Below are 18626 nucleotides of genomic sequence, written 5' to 3' on the forward strand. Positions count from 1 at the left end.
GTGAGCAATCAAGCTGCCGGGCTCTTCAGTGGTTTCGCTCCAGCAGCTGATTCGCCAAGTTTATCAAGCACTCGGAATATTCATTCGCTGGCAGCCGCTTTGCTGCTTCTATGGCACGGGCTGCCTCTGATCTTGCGGAAGCCTTGGCCACATCCAGAGCGCCCGTTTTTCTGACAATTGCAACGACAGACTCCAGCATGGTGAGGTCGCCGGTTTCGATTGCGGTCTGTATCGTGCTCCGCTCAGAGTCTGTGCCGCGCTGCATGGCGGCGATCAAAGGTAACGTGGTTTTGCCTTCGCGCAGATCGTCGCCCAGATTTTTACCCATAACCGTGGCGTCGCCGGCGTAGTCCAGCACGTCATCGATGACCTGGAATGCGGTTCCCATGGCTTGGCCGAACTCCGCGCAGGCTTCCTCATGGGCCTCAGAGGCTTGGGAGAGAATGGCACCCACACGCGCGCTGGCTTCAAACAGCTTGGCGGTTTTGGAGCGGATGACTTGCAAATAGCCTGCCTCATCGAGGGCCGCGTTATGCATGTTCATCAACTGCATCACTTCCCCTTCGGAAATGATGTTGGTGGCATCGGCCAGCACTTGCATGATGCGCATGCTTTGGGCATCGACCATCATTTGGAAAGCCCGTGAGTAGAGGAAGTCGCCCACCAGTACGCTGGCCGGATTGCCGAACCGGGCGTTGGCCGTGGGGGCTCCGCGCCGCAGGTCGGAATCGTCGACAACATCGTCATGCAGCAGGGTCGCCGTGTGAATGAACTCAACCACAGCAGCCATGTTGAAGCGTTGCTCGCCCTTGAACCCGAGCGCACCACAGCACAGCAGCAAGAGGGCCGGGCGCAAACGCTTGCCTCCAGCTGAAATGATGTACTGGGAGACGCTGCCAACGAGGGGAACGCCAGAGTCCAGTCTCTGGGCGATGACCCTGTCAACTTCGCGCATGTCGGACTCGACGATGGAAAGGCCCGTCGAAGAAGCAGGGGTAGAGACTTGCAAGGCGTTAGACCGGTTTGTTTTGCAGGATTATAGAGAGGCTCCGTTACCCCCGTGCCAATCCTGCAGCTTGGGTTTTGACCTTTGGCGCTGAAATGTTATACTCCAAGGCTCTGCGAAAATTCATTTGCAGAATTTCCTAGTCGAAGAGGTCAACATGTACGCGGTCATAAAAACCGGCGGCAAGCAATATCGCGTTGCTGCTGGCGAAAAAATTAAAGTAGAACAGATTGCTGCGGACGTAGGCCAAGAGATCGTGATCGACCAGGTTCTGGCAGTCGGAAACGGCGCTGAACTGAAGGTTGGCACACCCTTGGTGTCCGGTGCGACCGTTACGGTCACAGTAATTTCCCACGGAAAGCACGACAAAGTGCGCATTTTCAAAATGCGTCGTCGTAAGCATTACCAAAAACGTCAAGGTCACCGTCAACAGTTCACCGAACTGCAAATCGGCGCGATCAAGGCTTAAAGGAATAGGTCATGGCACAGAAAAAAGGCGGCGGCTCTACGCGCAACGGACGTGACTCCAAGCCAAAGATGCTCGGTGTGAAGGCTTTCGGCGGTGAATTGATCAGCGCTGGTTCCATCATCGTGCGTCAACGCGGCACCAAGTTCCACGCTGGCGACAACGTCGGCATGGGCGTGGACCACACCCTGTTTGCACTGGTGGACGGCAAAGTGTCGTTCGCAGTGAAGGGTGCGTTGAACAAGCACACAGTGAGCATTACTGCAGCGTAAACTGCACAGGCTCCCCCGAGAAACCCTGCGCCCTTCGCGCGGGGTTTTTCATTTCTAACCTCGGTGTACGACCATGAAGTTTGTTGACGAAGCCTACATTGATATCTCCGCGGGAGACGGTGGCGCGGGTTGCGTCTCTTTCCGGCATGAAAAGTACAAAGAATTTGGTGGCCCCAACGGGGGCGACGGTGGCCGCGGTGGGCATGTGTTCGCCGTTGCGGACCCCAACCTGAATACGCTGGTTGATTACCGTTTTGCGCGTCGTTATGACGCCAAGCGGGGCGAGCACGGCATGGGCTCCGATATGTTCGGTGCAGCTGGCGATGACATTACCCTCAAAATGCCGGTGGGCACCATCATTTCCGACGCGGAAACCGGTGAAGTTCTGTTTGAGTTGTTGCAGCCCGGTGAGGTTATCACCATTGCCAAAGGTGGTGACGGCGGATTCGGTAACTTGCGTTTCAAAAGCGCGATTAACCGGGCCCCTCGGCAGAAGACGCCCGGCTGGCCTGGTGAGAAGCGTAACCTGAAGTTGGAGCTCAAAGTTCTGGCGGATGTTGGCCTGCTCGGCATGCCCAATGCGGGCAAATCCACGTTTATCTCTGCCGTCTCCAACGCGCGTCCGCGGATTGCGGACTACCCTTTCACAACCCTGCACCCCAACTTGGGGGTGGTGCGCGTAGGCCCTGAGCAAAGCTTTGTGGTTGCTGACCTGCCCGGCCTGATTGAGGGCGCGGCGGAAGGTGCAGGCTTGGGACATCAGTTCTTGCGCCATTTGCAGCGTACGCGCCTGTTGTTGCACGTTGTGGACATGGCGCCTTTTGATGAGGGCGTAGACACGGTTGCACAGGCCAAAGCTATCGTGAATGAGTTGAAGAAGTATGACGAAGAGTTGTACAAAAAGCCCCGCTGGCTGGTTCTGAATAAATTGGATATGGTGCCGGCGGATGATCGTGCGGCATTGGTGAAAGACTTTGTGAAGCGCTACAAGTTCAAAGGCCCGGTGTTCGAGATTTCGGCGCTGACCCGAGAAGGCTGCGAGCCGCTGATCAAAGAAATCTACAAGCACATCAAGGCGCAGCAAATCGCTGAAATGCCGCACGTGGAAGTCGATCCCCGCTTCGCCCCCGGATCGTCCGATCCTGAGGCTGATTCTGCCGCCTGATTTGCTCCTATTTTTATAGCTGCTCGCGCATACATCTCGGGCGCTACAAGCACAAATGAACCCTAAATTCAGTTCGATGGTGTTGCGCGATGCCCGGCGTGTCGTAGTCAAAGTGGGCTCCAGCCTGGTCACCAATGATGGTCGTGGGCTGGACGAGCAGGCCATTGGCGAATGGTGCCGGCAATTGGCGCATTTGATCCGCGATGGACGCGAGGTCATCATGGTGTCCAGCGGCGCCATTGCTGAAGGCATGAAGCGGCTGGGCTGGACCTCTCGCCCCAAGGCAGTTCAAGAGCTGCAGGCCGCGGCTGCGGTGGGGCAGATGGGCTTGGCGCAGATGTACGAGACCAAACTCCGTGCGAATGGTTTGGGAAGCGCACAGGTTTTGCTCACCCATGCTGATTTGGCTGATCGGGAGCGTTACTTGAATGCTCGCTCGACCTTGCTGACTTTGTTGAAGCTGGGCGTTGTCCCGGTGATCAATGAAAACGACACCGTGGTGAATGACGAAATCAAGTTTGGCGATAACGACACCCTTGGTGCGTTGGTGGCGAACCTGGTGGAGGCGGATGCCTTGGTCATCCTCACCGACCAAAAAGGGCTGTTCACCGCAGACCCTCGCAAAGACCCTTCAGCGACTTTTGTGAGTGAAGCCTCTGCGGGTGATGCGAAGCTGGAACTCATGGCAGGTGGCGCAGGCAGCAGCATAGGCCGCGGCGGCATGCTCACCAAAATTCTGGCGGCCAAACGTGCGGCTGGATCCGGAGCTTCCACGGTCATTGCTTGGGGCAGAGAACCAGACGCCTTGATCCGCCTCACGCAGGGCGATGCGATTGGTACCTTGCTGATTGCCCAGACCCAGAAAAATCAGGCCCGCAAACAGTGGATGGCGGATCACCTGCAAATGCGTGGCGCCGTCATAGTGGACGCTGGGGCCGCCACCAAAGTGCTGGAGGAGGGCAAGAGCCTGCTCCCCATTGGGATGGTGCAGGTGGAAGGCGATTTTTCCCGGGGCGATGTCATCGCAGTGCGGGACGAAGCGGGGCAAGAAATTGCCCGTGGTCTGGCTAACTACGCCAGTGCAGAAGCGCGCTTGCTATGTCGCAAACCCTCGTCCGAGTTCGAGCGATTATTGGGTTATGCGGCTGAGCCCGAAATGCTGCATCGGGACAATCTGGTACTCAGCCGCTGAACCTATGCCGAACAACCCGCTATGCCGGGTTGTCGTTTTTCTGGTTCCCGGGTTTGATGCCCGTTTGAAGTGCCTTGATGATCTCGGGTTTGCTGACTGTCACACGTGCGTAACAGGCCGCCTGTCGGGCAAACATGCGTGGGTGTTGTGAGCCCATGTTGTCCATCAAGTCACGCCAAACCGGAGTTGCCACGGGTGACCAGGTGCCACTGGAGCCGGCGCGCGCATAGGTTTTGACTTCGCCGGTCAGGCACCGAATGCCTTCGTACACCGCATGGCTGGTCCCCGTGGAGTTCGTCATTACCGCCACGTAGCGGACGATGCCATCATTTCCCACGTAAATGGTGTTCGGGTCTATGCCGACTTTGACGGTCACAAAGTTCGGCATCTCCAAGGGCAACACCTTGGTGACGGAAAACGCAGGAGCGGGCGGCTCCTTCTCTTCCACCCAATCGGGGTTGTCCAGGGCGTTTTGCGCACAGACCAGGCCGCTGAGCAGTATCAGGGCGTGCCCCGCTACTGCAAGTTTCGGGAAATTCATGATGTGGAGGGCAGGTTGGTGCCCGGATCCGGTTCAAAGGACGCGCCCGGGGGCAGCTCCATGTGGTTGGGTTGCAGTCGGTCAAAACCGCTGTCTGCGTCCCGTTGGCGAGGGCCGCCGTGGCGCAAGAAGCGGTTGCGCGGCTCATGGCGGGGCAGGTAGCGTGACAGTTCAGTCAGCGCCATTTCATAGACACCACGCTTGAATTCCACGACAGCGTCCAGCGGCACCCAGTAGTCATTCCAACGCCAGGCATCGAACTCAGGGTGGTCCGTAGCGCGCAGATTCAGGTCCCAATCGTGACCGACCAATTGCAGCAGAAACCAGATCTGCTTTTGTCCTTTGTAATGGCCCCGCGCGTCACGGCGCACATACCTGTCCGGCACCTCGTAGCGCAACCAGTCCCGGGTACGGGCCACAATGCTTACATGCTCCGGAAGGAGGCCCACTTCTTCATGGAGTTCCCGGAACATGGCCTGCTCGGGAGTTTCCCCCCGGTCAATGCCACCTTGCGGGAACTGCCACGAATGCGTGCGTATGCGTTTGCCCCAAAATACCTGATTTCGCTGGTTGAGCAGGACGATGCCGACGTTGGGTCGAAATCCGTCCCGGTCAAGCATAATCAAACCCCAATTTTTAAACTTCATTCATTATGCACAGCGAATGCAGTGCATCAAGGTCTGAAGCTCCCTGTAGTTCACCGAGCGACCCATGAAAGCCTCCCAATTCCTGATTTCCACCCTGAAAGAAGCGCCCACCGATGCCGAAGTGGTGAGCCACAAGCTCATGATGCGCGCAGGCATGATCAAAAAGCTGGGGGCCGGCATTTACAACTACATGCCCATGGGTTTGCGGGTCATCCGCAAGGTGGAAGCCATTGTTCGTGAAGAGATGAACCGTGCCGGTGCGGTTGAGCTGACCATGCCCCTGATTCAGCCGGCAGAGCTGTGGCAGGAGACCGGCCGCTTTGACAAGATGGGCCCTGAGCTGCTTCGCATCAAAGACCGCCATGAGCGCGACTATGTGGTGCAGCCCACCAGCGAAGAGGTGGTGACCGACATCGCCCGCCAGGAGATCAAAAGCTACAAACAGCTGCCCAAAAACCTGTACCAGATCCAGACCAAATTCCGTGATGAGCGCCGCCCCCGTTTCGGCTTGATGCGCGGTCGCGAATTCATCATGAAGGACGCGTACAGCTTCGACCGTGATCAGGTTTCGGCGAAGGCCAGTTACCAGGTCATGGCCAAGGCCTACCGCCGCATCTTCGACCGCTTCGGCCTGACCTACCGTGCCGTGGCGGCGGATAGCGGCGCAATCGGCGGCGACTTGAGCGAAGAGTTTCAGGTGATTGCGGCTACCGGTGAAGACGCCATCGTCTACTGCCCGACCAGTGACTACGCTGCCAATATGGAAAAAGCAGAGGCATTAGCGCCGGTAGCGCCTAGAGCGTCTGCGCAAGCTGCTATGGAAAAAGTAGCAACGCCCGGAAAGAGCACCTGTGAGGACGTGGCTGCTTTATTGGGTGTGGCACTGAATACGACCGTGAAGTCTTTGGTCTTGGCGACAGACGAGAAAGATGAGCACGGCGTGGTCAAGAAGACCCAAGTCTGGCTCTTGCTGCTGCGCGGTGACCACGACATGAATGAGGTCAAGGTCGGCAAGTTGCCGGGGCTGGCCGAGTTCCGATTTGCCACTGTAGGTGAGATTGAAGAGCACTTCGGCTGCAAGCCCGGTTACCTTGGCCCCATCGGCCTCAAGCAGCCACTCAAGATCGTGGCTGACCGTGATGTGACGGTCATGGCCGACTGGATTTGTGGCGCCAACGAAGAAGGCTTTCACATCCGGGGCGTAAATTGGGGTCGTGATTTGCCGGAACCCGACATGGTCGCGGACCTGCGCAATGTGGTGGAGGGCGATGCCTCGCCCGACGGCAAGGGCGTGCTGGCGATTGAGCGTGGCATCGAAGTTGGCCATGTGTTCTACCTGGGCACCAAGTACAGCAAGGCGATGAACGCCACCTTCCTGGATGTGAACGGCAAGCCCCAGTTCATGGAGATGGGCTGCTACGGCATCGGTATCACCCGCCTGCCCGCCGCTGCGATTGAGCAGAACCACGATGACAAGGGCATCATCTGGCCCGATGCGTTGGCGCCGTTTACTGTGGTCTTGTGCCCGATCAATCCGGATCGTTTCCCTGATGTGAAAGCAGCGGCCGACAAGCTCTATGAAGAACTGCTGTCTGCGGGTGTTGACGTGATTCTCGACGACCGTAATGAGCGCCCCGGCGCCATGTTTGCGGATTGGGAGCTGATCGGTGTACCGCACCGCGTGAACATCGGCGACCGTGGCTTGAAAGAAGGCGTGGTGGAGTACCAGCACCGCCGTGAAAGTGCCGCAACCAGCGTGCCCGTGGCTGAGATCGCATCGCTGTTGCTCGGCCGCCTCAAGGCATGAGTCTTCCGCTCTCCGATTCGCTGGTTTCAAGGCGAATCGGGCTGCAGCGCTTATCCGTCGTGTGCGGGCTGCTCTGTTTTTCGCAGCAACGCGCATGGGCGGGCGCGCAGGTGGAGGAGCCTTTGGTGGATTCAGTGCGTACCGCTCTGTCGTCCGCCATTACCAATTCTGCGCCGCCCATACCTGAATTTCAGGACACCGAGTCGCGCCTTAAATACCTGCGCTGGTTGGGGGCCATGAGCGAGCGTCTGAAGAAGAAAAAGCCTGAGTGGGACGTGCGCAGGGAGTTTCTGCAAACGGTCTGGTACGAGAGCAAGCGTGCCGGTCTGGATGTGGCCCTGGTACTCGGCCTGATTCAGGTGGAGAGCAACTTCCGCAAATTTGCAGTCAGCAGCGTGGGGGCGCGCGGCTACATGCAGGTCATGCCGTTCTGGACCCGCGTTCTGGGCGACGGCGATGCCGGCAAACTGTTTCATATGCAGACTAACCTGCGTTTCGGCTGTGTGATTCTGCGCCACTACCTGGAGCGGGAGCGCGGCGACCTGTTCATGGCTCTCGGTCGTTACAACGGCTCGCGAGGCAAAGCACCGTATCCGAATGCTGTGCTCGGCGCCCGCCGCAACTGGGAGTGGGCGGGCTAAATCTGGCGGGAAATCGGAGTCAGGGTGGGGCGGGTCCGCCAGTAGGCCTCGAAGTCTTTGGCGGGCATGGGCCGCGCGAACAAATAGCCTTGAGCCTGATCACAGCCCATGCGGGTAAGCGCTTCGCGGGTGGCTTCGTTTTCCACGCCCTCGGCCGTCACGGTGAGCTGCAAACTTTTGGCCAAGTGAATGATGGCGCTCACCATGGCCACATCTTTTTGTCCCTGCATCAAGCGGCGGACAAATGACTGGTCAATCTTGAGTTTATGCACTGGAAAGCGCTGCAGGTAAGACAGGTTGGAATAGCCGGTGCCGAAGTCATCGATGGACATCCGGATGCCGGAGTGCTGAATCCGGCCAAGCGTGGTGATGAATTTCTCGGTGTCATGGATCAGGGTGGACTCCGTCACTTCCAACTCCAATTGCCGTGGATCCAGACCGGTCTCCCGTAGAGCCTGTGCAATCACGGCTTCCACATTGCCCCGACTGAATTGAACCGGCGACAGGTTGACCGACACAAACAGATCCGTCGCACCTTCCTGCCGCCAGGCCTGCATTTGCCGGCAGGCTTCAGTCAACACCCATTGACCGATGTCCACAATCAAGCCCGATTTTTCTGCCAAGGTGATGAACAAGCCTGGTGACACCATGCCCAGCTTGGGGTTTTGCCAGCGCACCAGCGCTTCCGCCCCCAGCAGCCTGCCGCTGTGCAGGTCATACACCGGCTGGTAGTGCAATACAAACTCTTCTTGCGTGACAGCCTGCCGTAGGCTGGAAATCAGGTGCAGGCTCTCCGTCACACTGCTGCGGATGTCTTCACTGAAGAATCGGAAGGTGTTGCGCCCGGCTTCTTTGGCGTGATACATCGCCAGGTCAGCGTGCCGCATCAATTCGTCGAAAGAGTTGCCGTGTTGGGGATACAGGGCGATACCGATGGAGCAGGAAGCGAGCACTTCTATGCCTCGCAACTGAAACGGGGCCTGCATCTTCTGCAGGATGTCCTGACTGACTTTCGCCACCGCATCGGGGTGTTGGAGACCGGTCAGGCCGATCAAAAATTCATCCCCGCCTTGCCGGCACACAATGTCCGTTTGGCGCACCGACTCACGCAATCGCTGGGCCACTTGCACCAGAAAGTCATCGCCAGCGGAATGCCCCAAGGAGTCGTTGACGTCTTTGAAGTTGTCCAGATCCACAAACAGCATGGCCACCAGATTTTTCTCTTCGGCGGCTACGCGCATTGCCTCGGTCAAGAGCTCGTTGCCCAGTATGCGGTTGGGCAGGCGGGTCAAGCCATCGTGCTGTGCCAGGTAGGTCAGGTTCTTTTCGGAAGCATGAAAACGCGCGATCTGGGCCCGCAATCGGACCAGTGCGTTTTGCATGTCGTAGGTCAGGAACCAGACCAGAAAACCATTGATCAACAAGATGGAAACACTGTCCGTCAAGCGGTCCAGTTCGGTGCCCGGCGTGATGCCGGTGCGCCAGCCGTTGAGGGTGCCTAGGCCCAACAACACCACACATCCGAGCATGAAGGCCAGTAGCAACCAGAAGTGCCGAGGTCTAAGCAACTGCCCCGCGCCGATCAGGATGACCGGATAGCCCAATAGTGAGGAGTCGCGCAGTCCGTCGCTGAACCACATGATGCTGAACAGGGAGAGTGTGGCTACCGCCAGCACCATGCCGGCAGCGGCTTCGTGATGCCCGCGGTGGTTGAGCCACTGACTGGGCAGCATCAGAGCTGCACCCAAGCCCAGTGAGAGCACTACATCCCAGCGGGATTGCAGACCGTACTGGGCTGCCGTGCCGCTGAAGGCAATGAACACCAGAAGCGCAAACTGGAAAACACGGCGACTTCGGATAGTCGCCTCCTCCATATCGTCAAGACGGGTGTTGGACACAGCAGACTCCCTGCAAGCCTCATGGGGTGCGGTGGCCCGGTCATTGGCGCCGGGCTTGCCGCTGGAGGCGGTTAGCTGGCTTGGGTGCCCAGCACTTGGACCAATTCGCCGGATTCGTACATCTCCATCATGATGTCCGAGCCGCCGATGAACTCACCCTTGATGTAGAGCTGGGGGATGGTGGGCCAGCTGCTGTATTCCTTGATGCCTTGGCGGATGCCGTCGTCTTCCAGCACGTTCACGGTCTTGATGGTCTTGGTATCCACGCCGCAGGCCTTGAGGATCTGGATAGCGCGGCCGGAGAAGCCGCACTGGGGGAAGCTGGCAGTGCCCTTCATGAACAGCAGGATGTCGTTGGACTTCACCAGTTCGTCAATGCGTTGTTGTGCGTCGCTCATGTCAAAAATTCCGAGTAAATAGATACCCTAATTATTTCACCTTCGTCCCTGCTTGTCGCCCTTCCGTGGCCTCAGCGCACAGCCGGTAAGGCTTTTTACGATAATTGGGGGCATGAACATCACTAAAAACACCGCAGTCACCCTGCAATTCAAGATTTCCGACACTACCGGCAAGCTGCTGGATCAAAGCCAGGAACCCATCGCTTACCTGCACGGCGGCTACGGAAACACCTTCCCCAAGATTGAAGAGGCGTTGGAAGGCCAAGCTGCCGGATTTGCTACCACCATCGAGCTTGCACCTGCCGATGCATTTGGTGAGTACAACGAAGCGCTGTTGCAAACCATCCCCAAGACCCAGTTTCCCCCGGGCGTCAAAGTCGGCGGGCAGTTGGAAGGCCGTGCCGAAGATGGCCAAACCATCGTGTTCACCGTGGTCAAGATCAAGGGCCCTGTGGTGCACCTCGACGGTAACCATCCCCTGGCCGGCAAAACACTGCGATTTGCACTGAAGGTGTTGGAAGTGCGTGCTGCCAGCGAAGAAGAAATCGCCCACGGACACGTGCATGGTGCCCACGGCCATCATCACTGATTGCCTTTCTTTAGTCTCTGCATGATTTGGATTGCTGAATTCGTATTATTATTGGCATAAATCACCAAGTATTTTGAAATAGAGGCAAACAACGCAATCGACTGCCGGTCCTGCGGGGCTACGATACCAATCTAGAAATTGGTGTCTTGCCCTTCAGGAGTTTTTACTGTGCTGTCCAACCCCGCTACCAAATACCGCGCCTTCCCCGCCATTGACCTGCCCAACCGCCAATGGCCCACGCGCTCCATCACCCAGCCGCCGATCTGGATGAGCACGGATTTGCGGGACGGCAACCAATCCCTGTTTGAGCCCATGAATGCGGAGCGCAAGATGCGTATGTTCCGCACGCTGCTGCAAGTGGGTTTCAAAGAGATCGAGGTCGGCTTCCCCAGCGCATCGCAAACCGACTTTGACTTTGTCCGCGAATTGATCGTCGGTGGCCATGTGCCCGACGATGTGACCATTGAAGTGCTCACCCAGTCCCGCGAGCACCTGATCCGCCGCACCATCGAGTCCCTCCAAGGCGCCCGTCGCGCCATCGTGCACGTCTACAACGCCACCGCCCCCGTCTTCCGCGACGTGGTGTTTGGCATGAGCAAACAGGAGGTGAAAGAGCTTGCCGTGTCTTCGGTGCGCCTGATCAAAGAAATCACCGCCACCATGCCTGAGACCGAGTGGGTGCTGCAGTACAGCCCTGAGGTGTTTACCAGCACCGAACTCGAATTCGCCTGCGAAGTGTGTGATGCCGTCACCGCCGAGTGGGGCGCCACACCTTCCAACAAGGTGATCCTCAATTTGCCGGCCACCGTGGAGGTGTCCACCCCCAACATCTATGCTGACCAGATCGAGTGGATGCACACCCATTTGGCCCGCCGCGACAGCATCATCCTGAGTCTGCACCCGCACAACGACCGGGGCACTGGCGTGGCTGCGGCGGAGCTGGGCATGATGGCCGGCGCCGACCGCGTGGAAGGCTGCTTGTTCGGCAACGGCGAGCGCACCGGTAACGTGGACCTTGTGACCTTGGCCCTGAATATGTACACACAGGGTGTCAGCCCAGGCCTCGATTTCTCGGACATCAACGCCATTGCCCGTACCGTCGAGCATTGCAACCAGTTGCCCATCCACCCACGCCACCCGTATGTGGGTGACCTGGTGTTCACCGCGTTCAGTGGCTCCCACCAGGATGCCATCAAGAAAGGCTTTGCCGCCCAAAAGGCAGCGGGCCCGGATGCGATGTGGAATGTGCCCTACATGCCCATCGACCCCGCCGACGTGGGCCGCAGCTACGACTCGGTGATCCGCGTGAACAGCCAGTCCGGCAAGGGCGGCGTGGCGTATTTGATGGAAGCCGAGTTCGGCGTCGTCATGCCGCGCCGTTTGCAGGTGGAGTTTTCGGGCGAAGTGCAAAGCTACACCGACAGCCATGGCGGCGAAATGAGCGCGCAAGACATCTGGAACCTGTTTGACGCCACCTACCTGAACGCGGCAGACGCCAAAGTGCGTTATGTGGAGCATCACCTGTTTGACCACCCCGGCCAGACCGGCAAAGCCCATGTGCAGGGCATCCGCATTGGTGTGGAAGTGGACGGCCAGCCCATGCTGATCAGCGGTGAGGGCAACGGCCCCATCGACGCAGCAGTCCATGCCTTGCAGACGATTGGCGTCAAGGTGCAGGTGCGCAGCTATGAAGAGCGTAGTACCAAAGCCAGCACCGATGCGGGTGATGCACAAGCCTGTGCCTTCTTGGAGCTGGTAGCGACGAATGGCGATACCGGCAAAGGCGGTGAGCGCTTCGGCGTCGGCATGGACACCAACATCGTGACCGCTTCGGTCAAGGCCCTGTTCAGCGGTGTGAACCGCCTGGGGCTGATGGACGTGGGTGCGGCAGAGCCCGTAGCAGCCTGAATGCTATGATTTCAGTAGCTGCTTGCGCAATATATATGGGCGCTGGCGACTGATTTTATAGTGGTGTTGGCGACCATCTGCCGCCGCTGCAGCGCTCAATGCCAGCCAGATCGCGGCGGCTCTGCACGTCACTGAAACCGGCGGCAGCCAAGAGGCCGCGCACATCACCCGCTTGGTCATAGCCGTGCTCGAACAGCAGCCAGCCGCCGGCAAGCAGGTGCACTGGGGCCTGGCGGATGATGGTGCGTATGTCGTCCAGCCCATCGGCACCGGCGGTCAATGCCTGCCGGGGCTCGAACCGCAGGGCAGGCAGGTGTTCGTCGTCTTCGCGAATGTAGGGTGGGTTGGACACAATGACTTGGAACTTTCCTTCTGCGCTGCTGAGCCAGGAGCCCTGGCCAAAAGTCACCTCCAACCCCAGACGTTGCGCATTGCCTTGCGCCACAGCCAGTGCCGCGTGGCTGAAGTCCACGGCTTCCATCTGCAATTCCGGCCGCGTGGCCTTGAGGGCCAGCGCAATCGCACCGCTGCCGGTGCCCAGGTCCACCACCCGGGCATGGGGGGTAGGCTCCAGGGTTTCCAGTGCCCACTCCACAAGCGTCTCGGTGTCAGGGCGGGGTACCAATACATCGGCGCTGACCTGCAAGTTCAGCCCGTAAAACTCTTTGTGGCCGGTCAGATAGGCGACGGGTTCGCCCGCCAGCCGTCGATTTGCCAGCCGCGACAGCGCGGTGAGCGCTTGCTCACTCAGAAGGTCGGTGTCATGTGCCAGCAGCCAGGCCCGCCCCGCCCGGGCCTGCCCGACTGCATGCAAAAGCAGTAGCCGACTGTCTGTCAGGTCCAGCCCCTGGCTTTGGAGCTGAGAAATCGCTTGCGCAATGGTGGGCATGGTTGCTCTTAAATTGATAGCGGCTCGCGCATATTTTGTATGGATGAATGCACGAAATGTTTGAAAGACCGCTTATTTCCCGCTGCGCTTTCGACCCAAATAAAGTACAGTGAATCCACAAATAGATAAGGCCGTTCTTGGCTGGAGCTGGCGTTGGCGAGGCGCCGTTTCGTTGGAGTGTTCTCAAAATGAGCCTTGTATTGTCCTCCGGTTCGTCCGCGCGCCCTGCACGCCTGAGTGGCTTGTCGCTCAACGCCAAAATTTGTGTGGCGGCCACTGCCCTGGTGGTCGCCAGTCTGGCTATTACAGCCACTGTGATCGGCTTCAAAAGCAGTTCCACCGCAGAAGCTGCAACCATGGAGCTGGCCCGCACCTCTGCCCGCGAAGCGGCGGGGGCCTTGCAATCGCGCATCAAGGCCAATCTGTATTCCGTGATGGCGCTGTCCGGCGCCATGACCACTACCAAGGCGGCTGGCTTGCCTTTGCAACGACCGCAAATTGACGAAATGGTGAAGTCCACCCTGATGAGCTCGCCGGACTTCGTGGGCGCCGCCGTCACCTGGGAGCCCAACGCACTGGATGGAAAAGATGCCGAGTTCGCGGGCAAAGCGCCGCTCTACGATGCAACCGGCCGCCATATGCCCTACTGGACCCGCAAGGCCGGTGGCGGCTTCCATGTGGATCCTATTGTGTTCGACCCCGCGCCGGGGGCCAATGATTGGTACGACATACCCAAGAAAACCGGCAAGGTGTTTTTCACCGAGCCCTACATCTACCCGATAGAAGGCAAAGATGTGCTGATGGCATCGCTGGTGGCGCCCATTCTGGTGGAAGGCAAGTTTCAAGGTGTGGCCAGTGCCGACTTCGCGCTCACACAGCTGAACACCATCCTGGCGGATGTGAAAGTCATGAATGGCGGCAGCCTGGTACTGATCTCGAACGGCGGCTTGTACGCCACCAACCCCGATGCGGCATTGGTGAACAAGAAGGCAGAGGACATCCCTGCAGCCGGTTTGGAGGCGGTGCAAAAAGGTCAGACCTACGAGTACACCGACAGCAGCAAGGTCATTCATCTCTTGCAGCCCTTGGTGATCTACCCGGACACTGCACCTTGGGCCGTGCGCATGAGCTTTCCGCAGAGCGTGGCAACCGCAGCGTCGCGCCAACTGACTTTCTACACCCTGGGTGCCGCATTGGTATGCGCCTTGGCCACAGCGGTGATTCTGGTTATGGTGGTGTCGCGGTTGATGCAACCCCTGCGGGCTTTGAGTCGTGCGATGGCCGATGTATCCAGCGGGGATGCAGACCTGCGTACCAAAATCGCTGTGCATGGCAATGACGAGCTGGCCGCCATCGGCAACGGGTTTAACCAGTTCGTCGCCAAAATCCATGGGGTTTTGGCCCAAGTGCGCAGCAGTGCCGACAGCGTGGCCAACGCCAGCGCCGAGATTGCCCAAGGCAACAATGACTTGAGTGCCCGCACCGAGCACCAGGCCAGCGCGCTGGAGGAAACCGCTGCCAGCATGGAGGAGCTCAACAGCACCGTCAAACAAAACGCCGACAACGCACGCCAAGCCAACCAATTGGCCATGAGCGCCTCCACGGTGGCGGTGCAAGGCGGCGAGGTGGTGGGGCAGGTGGTGGACACCATGAAGGGCATCAATGAAGCCAGCCGCAAGATCAGCGACATCATCAGCGTGATCGACGGCATCGCCTTCCAAACGAACATTCTTGCGCTTAATGCAGCCGTGGAAGCCGCTCGTGCGGGTGAGCAAGGCCGCGGCTTTGCGGTGGTGGCCAGCGAAGTCCGTTCTCTCGCAGGCCGCAGTGCAGAGGCCGCCAAAGAAATCAAGAGCCTGATCAACGCCAGCGTCGAACGGGTGGAGCAAGGCACCGCCCTGGTCGACAAGGCGGGCGAAACCATGACCGAGGTGGTCAGCAGCATCCGCCGCGTGACGGACATCATGGGCGAGATCAGCGCCGCCAGCAACGAGCAAAGTGCCGGTGTGGCGCAGGTGGGTGAGGCTGTGACTTCGATGGACCAAGCGACGCAGCAAAACGCCGCCTTGGTGGAAGAGATGGCTGCGGCTGCCAGCAGCTTGAAGAGTCAGGCCAACGACTTGGTGCAGGTGGTGGGGGTGTTCAAGCTCTGACGAAAGTAGGGGCCTCATTGGTGCCTCGCCGCGCTTTTGGGCGGCAGCGCGCTTTGCTCCGTGTCCCCCACCCGCTGTGCGGGCTCCTCCTTGACCTGCGCAAAACGCGCTGCCGCCCCAACGCCCTCAGTGATTTGCAGTGAGCGCCCAGCCGGCTCAACTCGGCCCCCACAAGCAACTTCAATTCAGGCTGTTTTCCAGCGCAGCCAGTTGTTGGGCCGCCTCATAGGCTTGCAAGGCTTCAATCACGTCCCCCAAGTCTCCTTCCATCGCTCGGTCCAGCTTGTAGAGCGTCAGGTTGATGCGGTGGTCGGTCAAACGGCCCTGCGGGTAGTTGTAGGTGCGGATGCGGTCGCTACGATCACCGCTGCCCACCAGGCTCTTGCGCTCGGCAGCGTCTTTGGCGGCGCGCTCGGAGCGTTCTTTTTCGTGGATGCGGGCGGTCAGCACCTTCAGGGCCTGGGCCTTGTTGCTGTGCTGGCTGCGGCCGTCCTGGCATTCGGCCACGATGCCGGTGGGGATGTGTGTGATACGCACCGCCGAGTCGGTCTTGTTGATGTGCTGACCGCCTGCACCGCTGGCGCGGTAGGTGTCGATGCGCAGGTCTGACGGATTGATCTTGGCGGCCTCGACTTCGTCCTGCTCGGCCAGCACGGCAATGGTGCAGGCGCTGGTGTGGATGCGGCCTTGGGTTTCGGTGGCCGGCACACGCTGTACGCGGTGGCCGCCACTTTCAAACTTCAACATGCCGTAGGCGCCGCAGCTGCCGCTGCTGGTCTGGGTGCTGCCCTCAATGCGCAACACCACCTCCTTGTAGCCGCCCAGCTCGCTTTCCGATGCACTGGCAATTTCCGTTTTCAGGCCGATGGCGTCGCAGTAGCGGGTGTACATGCGGGCCAGGTCGGCGGCGAACAGGGCGGATTCGTCCCCCCCGTGCCGGCACGGATTTCCACGAACGCAGGGCGCGCATCGTCCGGATCCTTGGGCAGCAACATGCGTTGCAGCTCGGCCTCTAACTGGGCCATCTCCGCGGTTGCGCCGTCAATTTCTTCTTGCGCCATGGCGAGCATGTCTTCATCGCCCGCTGCGTCGCTCAGCATTTCCTGTCCCGTGGCCAGATCGGCCTCACGCTGCTGGAAACGCTCCCAACGTCCCGCCACGGCTGCCACATCGGTGTGCTCGCGCGAGAGCTTGAGGAACTGCTCCATGTCTTTCATGATGTCCTCGCGCGAAAGCAAAAACTCCAGCTCCCCTTGGCGGTCAACGTAGCGTGCAAGTTGTTGGCGAAGAAACGGTTTCATAAGCAAAAAATCGGAGAGTGAACATCGCAACGCCAGTAAGGCCCTAGCCGAAGCGAAAAAACAAAATGTGGCTGTTCAAGCTCCCCTTTCGCCCGGCGGGGCGAGAGGGGTGGGGGAGAGGGGGAGACCCCAAGGCTTCAGCCCAGCTAACGGCTATTGCGCAAGAAGAAATGCTGAATCGCCGCACTCGCCCGGTCGCGCGCTGCGGCGTCGCCGGCATGGAGTTCGGCCATGGCGCCGTGCAGCATTTTCTGGCTCAACCCGCGGGCCAGTGCTTCGAGCACCGCATCCACGTCGTCACCCTTGGCCAAGGCCTTGCGGGCGCGGGCGAGTTCGGCTGCGCGCCATTCTTCGGCCTGGGCGTTGAGCTGTTGGATGAGCGGAACGGCGCTGCGCTGGTCCACCCAGTGCATGAAGCTCTGCACCCCGGCGTCCACAATGGCCTCGGCTTGAGCCACGGCGGCCTGGCGGTTGGCTTGGGCGGTTTGCACCACGCCGGCCAAGTCGTCCACAGTGTAGAGGTACACATCACCCAAGGCTTTGACTTCGGGTTCAATGTCGCGCGGCACGGCCAGGTCCACCATGAACATGGGGCGGTGCTTGCGTTTTTTCAGTGCGCGCTCAACGGCGCCCAAGCCGATGATGGGCAGGGTGCTGGCAGTGCAGCTGATGACAGCGTCAAACTCGTGCAGCCGCTCGGGCAAGTCGGCCAGGCGCATGACCTCGCCCCCGAAGCGGCTGGCCAGCTTTTCGCCGCGCTCCAGCGTGCGGTTGGCAATCGCGATGGCTTTGGGATTCTTGGCACAGAAGTGCGTGGCGCAGAGCTCGATCATTTCCCCCGCACCCACAAACAGCACCTTGACCTTGGCCAGGTCTTCAAACAAATTGCCGGCCAGGCGCACGGCAGCGGCGGCCATGCTGATGCTGTGCGCGCCGATCTCCGTAGAGGTGCGCACCTCCTTGGCCACCGCGAACGAGCGTTGGAAGAGCTGGGAGAGCGTGGTGCCCAAGGCGCCCGCCTCGTCAGCGGCGCGAACGGCGTCTTTGAGCTGCCCCAAAATTTGCGGCTCGCCCAGCACCATGCTGTCCAGGCCACTGGCCACGCGGAACGCATGGCGAGCGGCTTCCTGGTCTTCCAGGCGGTAGGTGTGGGAGCGCAGTTCGTTGGCGGACACGCCACCGCTTTGCGCCAGCCAGGCGAGGGTGTGGTCCAGCGCGGCTTCATCGCCTGCGCAGTAGATCTCGGTGCGGTTACAGGTGGAGACGATGGCCGCTTCCGGGGGGCGTGCCATGCTCTGGCGCAGCCCATGGAGCTGCGGCGCAATCTGGTCACTGGCGAACGCAAACCGACCCCGCATATCCAGCGGTGCGGTGGTGTGGTTGATGCCTAATGCCCAGACTGCCATATGTTTAGATGCCGATTATAAAATCCAGCGTCTACTCACCCCGCCAAAGCCTCGATTGGCCTTTGCAATGACCGCCATGGGCCCACTCGATCTCCTGAACCACCTGTTGAATTTTGCGGCTCCTGCCTTGGTGGTCGGGGTGTTGCTGGCGCTTCTGGCGCCTCTTTTGTATAGAAAAGTGCCAGTAGCGCGCAGTCTATATGCGCAGGCAGCTATTAATTTTGTAGCGGGTCTGGGGGCATTGGTGGGCGGGCTCGTATTCTTCGGGCGCGATGGCAAGATGGCCAGCTACGCCGCCATGGTGCTGGCCTGTGCCGTCAGCCAGTGGTGGGCGATGCGCCGCTGAT

17 protein-coding genes and 1 pseudogene are annotated in these 18626 nt (G+C 59.5%); 10 read left to right on the forward strand and 8 right to left on the reverse strand.

Going from position 1 to position 18626, the window contains the following annotated elements; all coding sequences use genetic code 11:
• Positions 1-25 precede the first annotated feature (25 nt).
• The gene (locus RAN89_RS07535) at positions 26-955 is read right to left on the reverse strand and encodes a polyprenyl synthetase family protein (protein WP_313869358.1); all 930 of its coding nucleotides are present in this window, start codon (positions 953-955) and stop codon (positions 26-28) included.
• Between the two features lie 208 nt (positions 956-1163).
• Between RAN89_RS07535 and rplU the strand changes: the two genes are divergently transcribed.
• From rplU to proB, 4 genes are all read left to right on the forward strand, one after another.
• A complete protein-coding gene (gene rplU, locus RAN89_RS07540) occupies positions 1164-1475 on the forward strand; it encodes a 50S ribosomal protein L21 (RefSeq protein ID WP_087496570.1) in 312 nt (103 codons plus the stop codon).
• Positions 1476-1486: 11 nt separating this feature from the next.
• Entirely contained in the window at positions 1487-1744 is a 258-nt protein-coding gene (gene rpmA, locus RAN89_RS07545) for a 50S ribosomal protein L27 (RefSeq protein WP_087496571.1), read from the forward strand.
• Positions 1745-1817: 73 nt separating this feature from the next.
• Entirely contained in the window at positions 1818-2909 is a 1092-nt protein-coding gene (cgtA, locus tag RAN89_RS07550) for an Obg family GTPase CgtA (protein WP_313868984.1), read from the forward strand.
• A 55-nt stretch (positions 2910-2964) separates the two neighbouring features.
• Entirely contained in the window at positions 2965-4101 is a 1137-nt protein-coding gene (proB, locus tag RAN89_RS07555; RefSeq protein WP_313868985.1) for a glutamate 5-kinase, read from the forward strand.
• Positions 4102-4120: 19 nt separating this feature from the next.
• Here the strand turns inward: proB and RAN89_RS07560 are convergent, their stop codons facing one another.
• Positions 4121-4642, reverse strand: a complete 522-nt coding sequence (locus RAN89_RS07560; protein WP_313868986.1) for a CNP1-like family protein — start codon at positions 4640-4642, stop codon at positions 4121-4123.
• Entirely contained in the window at positions 4639-5262 is a 624-nt protein-coding gene (locus RAN89_RS07565; protein ID WP_313868987.1) for an RNA pyrophosphohydrolase, read from the reverse strand. Before RAN89_RS07565 ends, RAN89_RS07560 begins: the two co-directional genes overlap by 4 nt.
• A gap of 91 nt (positions 5263-5353) precedes the next feature.
• Here RAN89_RS07565 and RAN89_RS07570 point away from each other — a divergent pair, with 91 nt between their 5' ends.
• Together RAN89_RS07570 and RAN89_RS07575 are read left to right on the forward strand one after the other, a co-directional pair.
• On the forward strand, positions 5354-7096 hold the full coding sequence (locus RAN89_RS07570) for a proline--tRNA ligase (protein WP_313868988.1): 1743 nt from the start codon (positions 5354-5356) through the stop codon (positions 7094-7096).
• On the forward strand, positions 7093-7737 hold the full coding sequence (locus RAN89_RS07575) for a lytic transglycosylase domain-containing protein (protein WP_313868989.1): 645 nt from the start codon (positions 7093-7095) through the stop codon (positions 7735-7737). Before RAN89_RS07570 ends, RAN89_RS07575 begins: the two co-directional genes overlap by 4 nt.
• Here RAN89_RS07575 and RAN89_RS07580 read toward each other — a convergent pair.
• Together RAN89_RS07580 and grxD are read right to left on the reverse strand one after the other, a co-directional pair.
• Positions 7734-9635, reverse strand: coding sequence for a putative bifunctional diguanylate cyclase/phosphodiesterase (locus RAN89_RS07580; RefSeq protein ID WP_313868990.1), 1902 nt, complete (start codon positions 9633-9635; stop codon positions 7734-7736). The genes RAN89_RS07575 and RAN89_RS07580 overlap by 4 nt on opposite strands.
• Before the next feature lie 71 nt (positions 9636-9706).
• Positions 9707-10033 carry a Grx4 family monothiol glutaredoxin gene (grxD, locus tag RAN89_RS07585; protein WP_313868991.1) on the reverse strand — a complete coding sequence of 109 codons (327 nt, stop codon included), beginning with the start codon at positions 10031-10033 and terminating at the stop codon, positions 9707-9709.
• 112 nt (positions 10034-10145) lie between these two features.
• Here grxD and RAN89_RS07590 point away from each other — a divergent pair, with 112 nt between their 5' ends.
• Both RAN89_RS07590 and leuA read left to right on the forward strand, forming a co-directional pair.
• Positions 10146-10622: an FKBP-type peptidyl-prolyl cis-trans isomerase gene (locus RAN89_RS07590; RefSeq protein ID WP_313868992.1), complete on the forward strand. Its 477-nt coding sequence runs from the start codon at positions 10146-10148 to the stop codon at positions 10620-10622.
• Positions 10623-10790: 168 nt separating this feature from the next.
• On the forward strand, positions 10791-12530 hold the full coding sequence (gene leuA / locus RAN89_RS07595; protein ID WP_313868993.1) for a 2-isopropylmalate synthase: 1740 nt from the start codon (positions 10791-10793) through the stop codon (positions 12528-12530).
• 55 nt (positions 12531-12585) lie between these two features.
• Here the strand turns inward: leuA and prmC are convergent, their stop codons facing one another.
• Positions 12586-13419, reverse strand: coding sequence for a peptide chain release factor N(5)-glutamine methyltransferase (gene prmC / locus RAN89_RS07600; RefSeq protein WP_313868994.1), 834 nt, complete (start codon positions 13417-13419; stop codon positions 12586-12588).
• A 188-nt stretch (positions 13420-13607) separates the two neighbouring features.
• On the opposite strand from prmC, the gene RAN89_RS07605 reads away from it, so the two are divergent.
• On the forward strand, positions 13608-15572 hold the full coding sequence (locus RAN89_RS07605) for a methyl-accepting chemotaxis protein (protein ID WP_313868995.1): 1965 nt from the start codon (positions 13608-13610) through the stop codon (positions 15570-15572).
• 180 nt (positions 15573-15752) lie between these two features.
• Here the strand turns inward: RAN89_RS07605 and prfA are convergent.
• Positions 15753-16873, reverse strand: a pseudogene (prfA, locus tag RAN89_RS07610) (peptide chain release factor 1).
• Between the two features lie 146 nt (positions 16874-17019).
• Positions 17020-18279 (reverse strand): glutamyl-tRNA reductase, encoded by a 1260-nt coding sequence (gene hemA, locus RAN89_RS07615; RefSeq protein ID WP_313868996.1) that lies wholly within the window; start codon positions 18277-18279, stop codon positions 17020-17022.
• A gap of 76 nt (positions 18280-18355) precedes the next feature.
• Between hemA and RAN89_RS07620 the strand changes: the two genes are divergently transcribed.
• Entirely contained in the window at positions 18356-18625 is a 270-nt protein-coding gene (locus tag RAN89_RS07620; protein ID WP_313868997.1) for a hypothetical protein, read from the forward strand.
• Position 18626 lies beyond the last annotated feature (1 nt).

Origin of the sequence: Rhodoferax mekongensis (assembly GCF_032191775.1) — a bacterium.
GTDB lineage: Bacteria > Pseudomonadota > Gammaproteobacteria > Burkholderiales > Burkholderiaceae_C > Allorhodoferax > Allorhodoferax mekongensis.

Coding starts and splice junctions, on each gene's coding strand:
- RAN89_RS07565 (WP_313868987.1), bottom strand. CDS start 5,262: ATGCTTGACCGGGACGGATTTCGACCCAACGTCGGCATCGTCCTGCTC.
- proB (WP_313868985.1), top strand. CDS start 2,965: ATGAACCCTAAATTCAGTTCGATGGTGTTGCGCGATGCCCGGCGTGTC.
- hemA (WP_313868996.1), bottom strand. CDS start 18,279: ATGGCAGTCTGGGCATTAGGCATCAACCACACCACCGCACCGCTGGAT.
- RAN89_RS07575 (WP_313868989.1), top strand. CDS start 7,093: ATGAGTCTTCCGCTCTCCGATTCGCTGGTTTCAAGGCGAATCGGGCTG.
- cgtA (WP_313868984.1), top strand. CDS start 1,818: ATGAAGTTTGTTGACGAAGCCTACATTGATATCTCCGCGGGAGACGGT.
- RAN89_RS07620 (WP_313868997.1), top strand. CDS start 18,356: ATGGGCCCACTCGATCTCCTGAACCACCTGTTGAATTTTGCGGCTCCT.
- grxD (WP_313868991.1), bottom strand. CDS start 10,033: ATGAGCGACGCACAACAACGCATTGACGAACTGGTGAAGTCCAACGAC.
- RAN89_RS07590 (WP_313868992.1), top strand. CDS start 10,146: ATGAACATCACTAAAAACACCGCAGTCACCCTGCAATTCAAGATTTCC.
- rplU (WP_087496570.1), top strand. CDS start 1,164: ATGTACGCGGTCATAAAAACCGGCGGCAAGCAATATCGCGTTGCTGCT.
- rpmA (WP_087496571.1), top strand. CDS start 1,487: ATGGCACAGAAAAAAGGCGGCGGCTCTACGCGCAACGGACGTGACTCC.
- prmC (WP_313868994.1), bottom strand. CDS start 13,419: ATGCCCACCATTGCGCAAGCGATTTCTCAGCTCCAAAGCCAGGGGCTG.
- RAN89_RS07560 (WP_313868986.1), bottom strand. CDS start 4,642: ATGAATTTCCCGAAACTTGCAGTAGCGGGGCACGCCCTGATACTGCTC.
- RAN89_RS07605 (WP_313868995.1), top strand. CDS start 13,608: ATGAGCCTTGTATTGTCCTCCGGTTCGTCCGCGCGCCCTGCACGCCTG.
- RAN89_RS07570 (WP_313868988.1), top strand. CDS start 5,354: ATGAAAGCCTCCCAATTCCTGATTTCCACCCTGAAAGAAGCGCCCACC.
- RAN89_RS07535 (WP_313869358.1), bottom strand. CDS start 955: ATGCGCGAAGTTGACAGGGTCATCGCCCAGAGACTGGACTCTGGCGTT.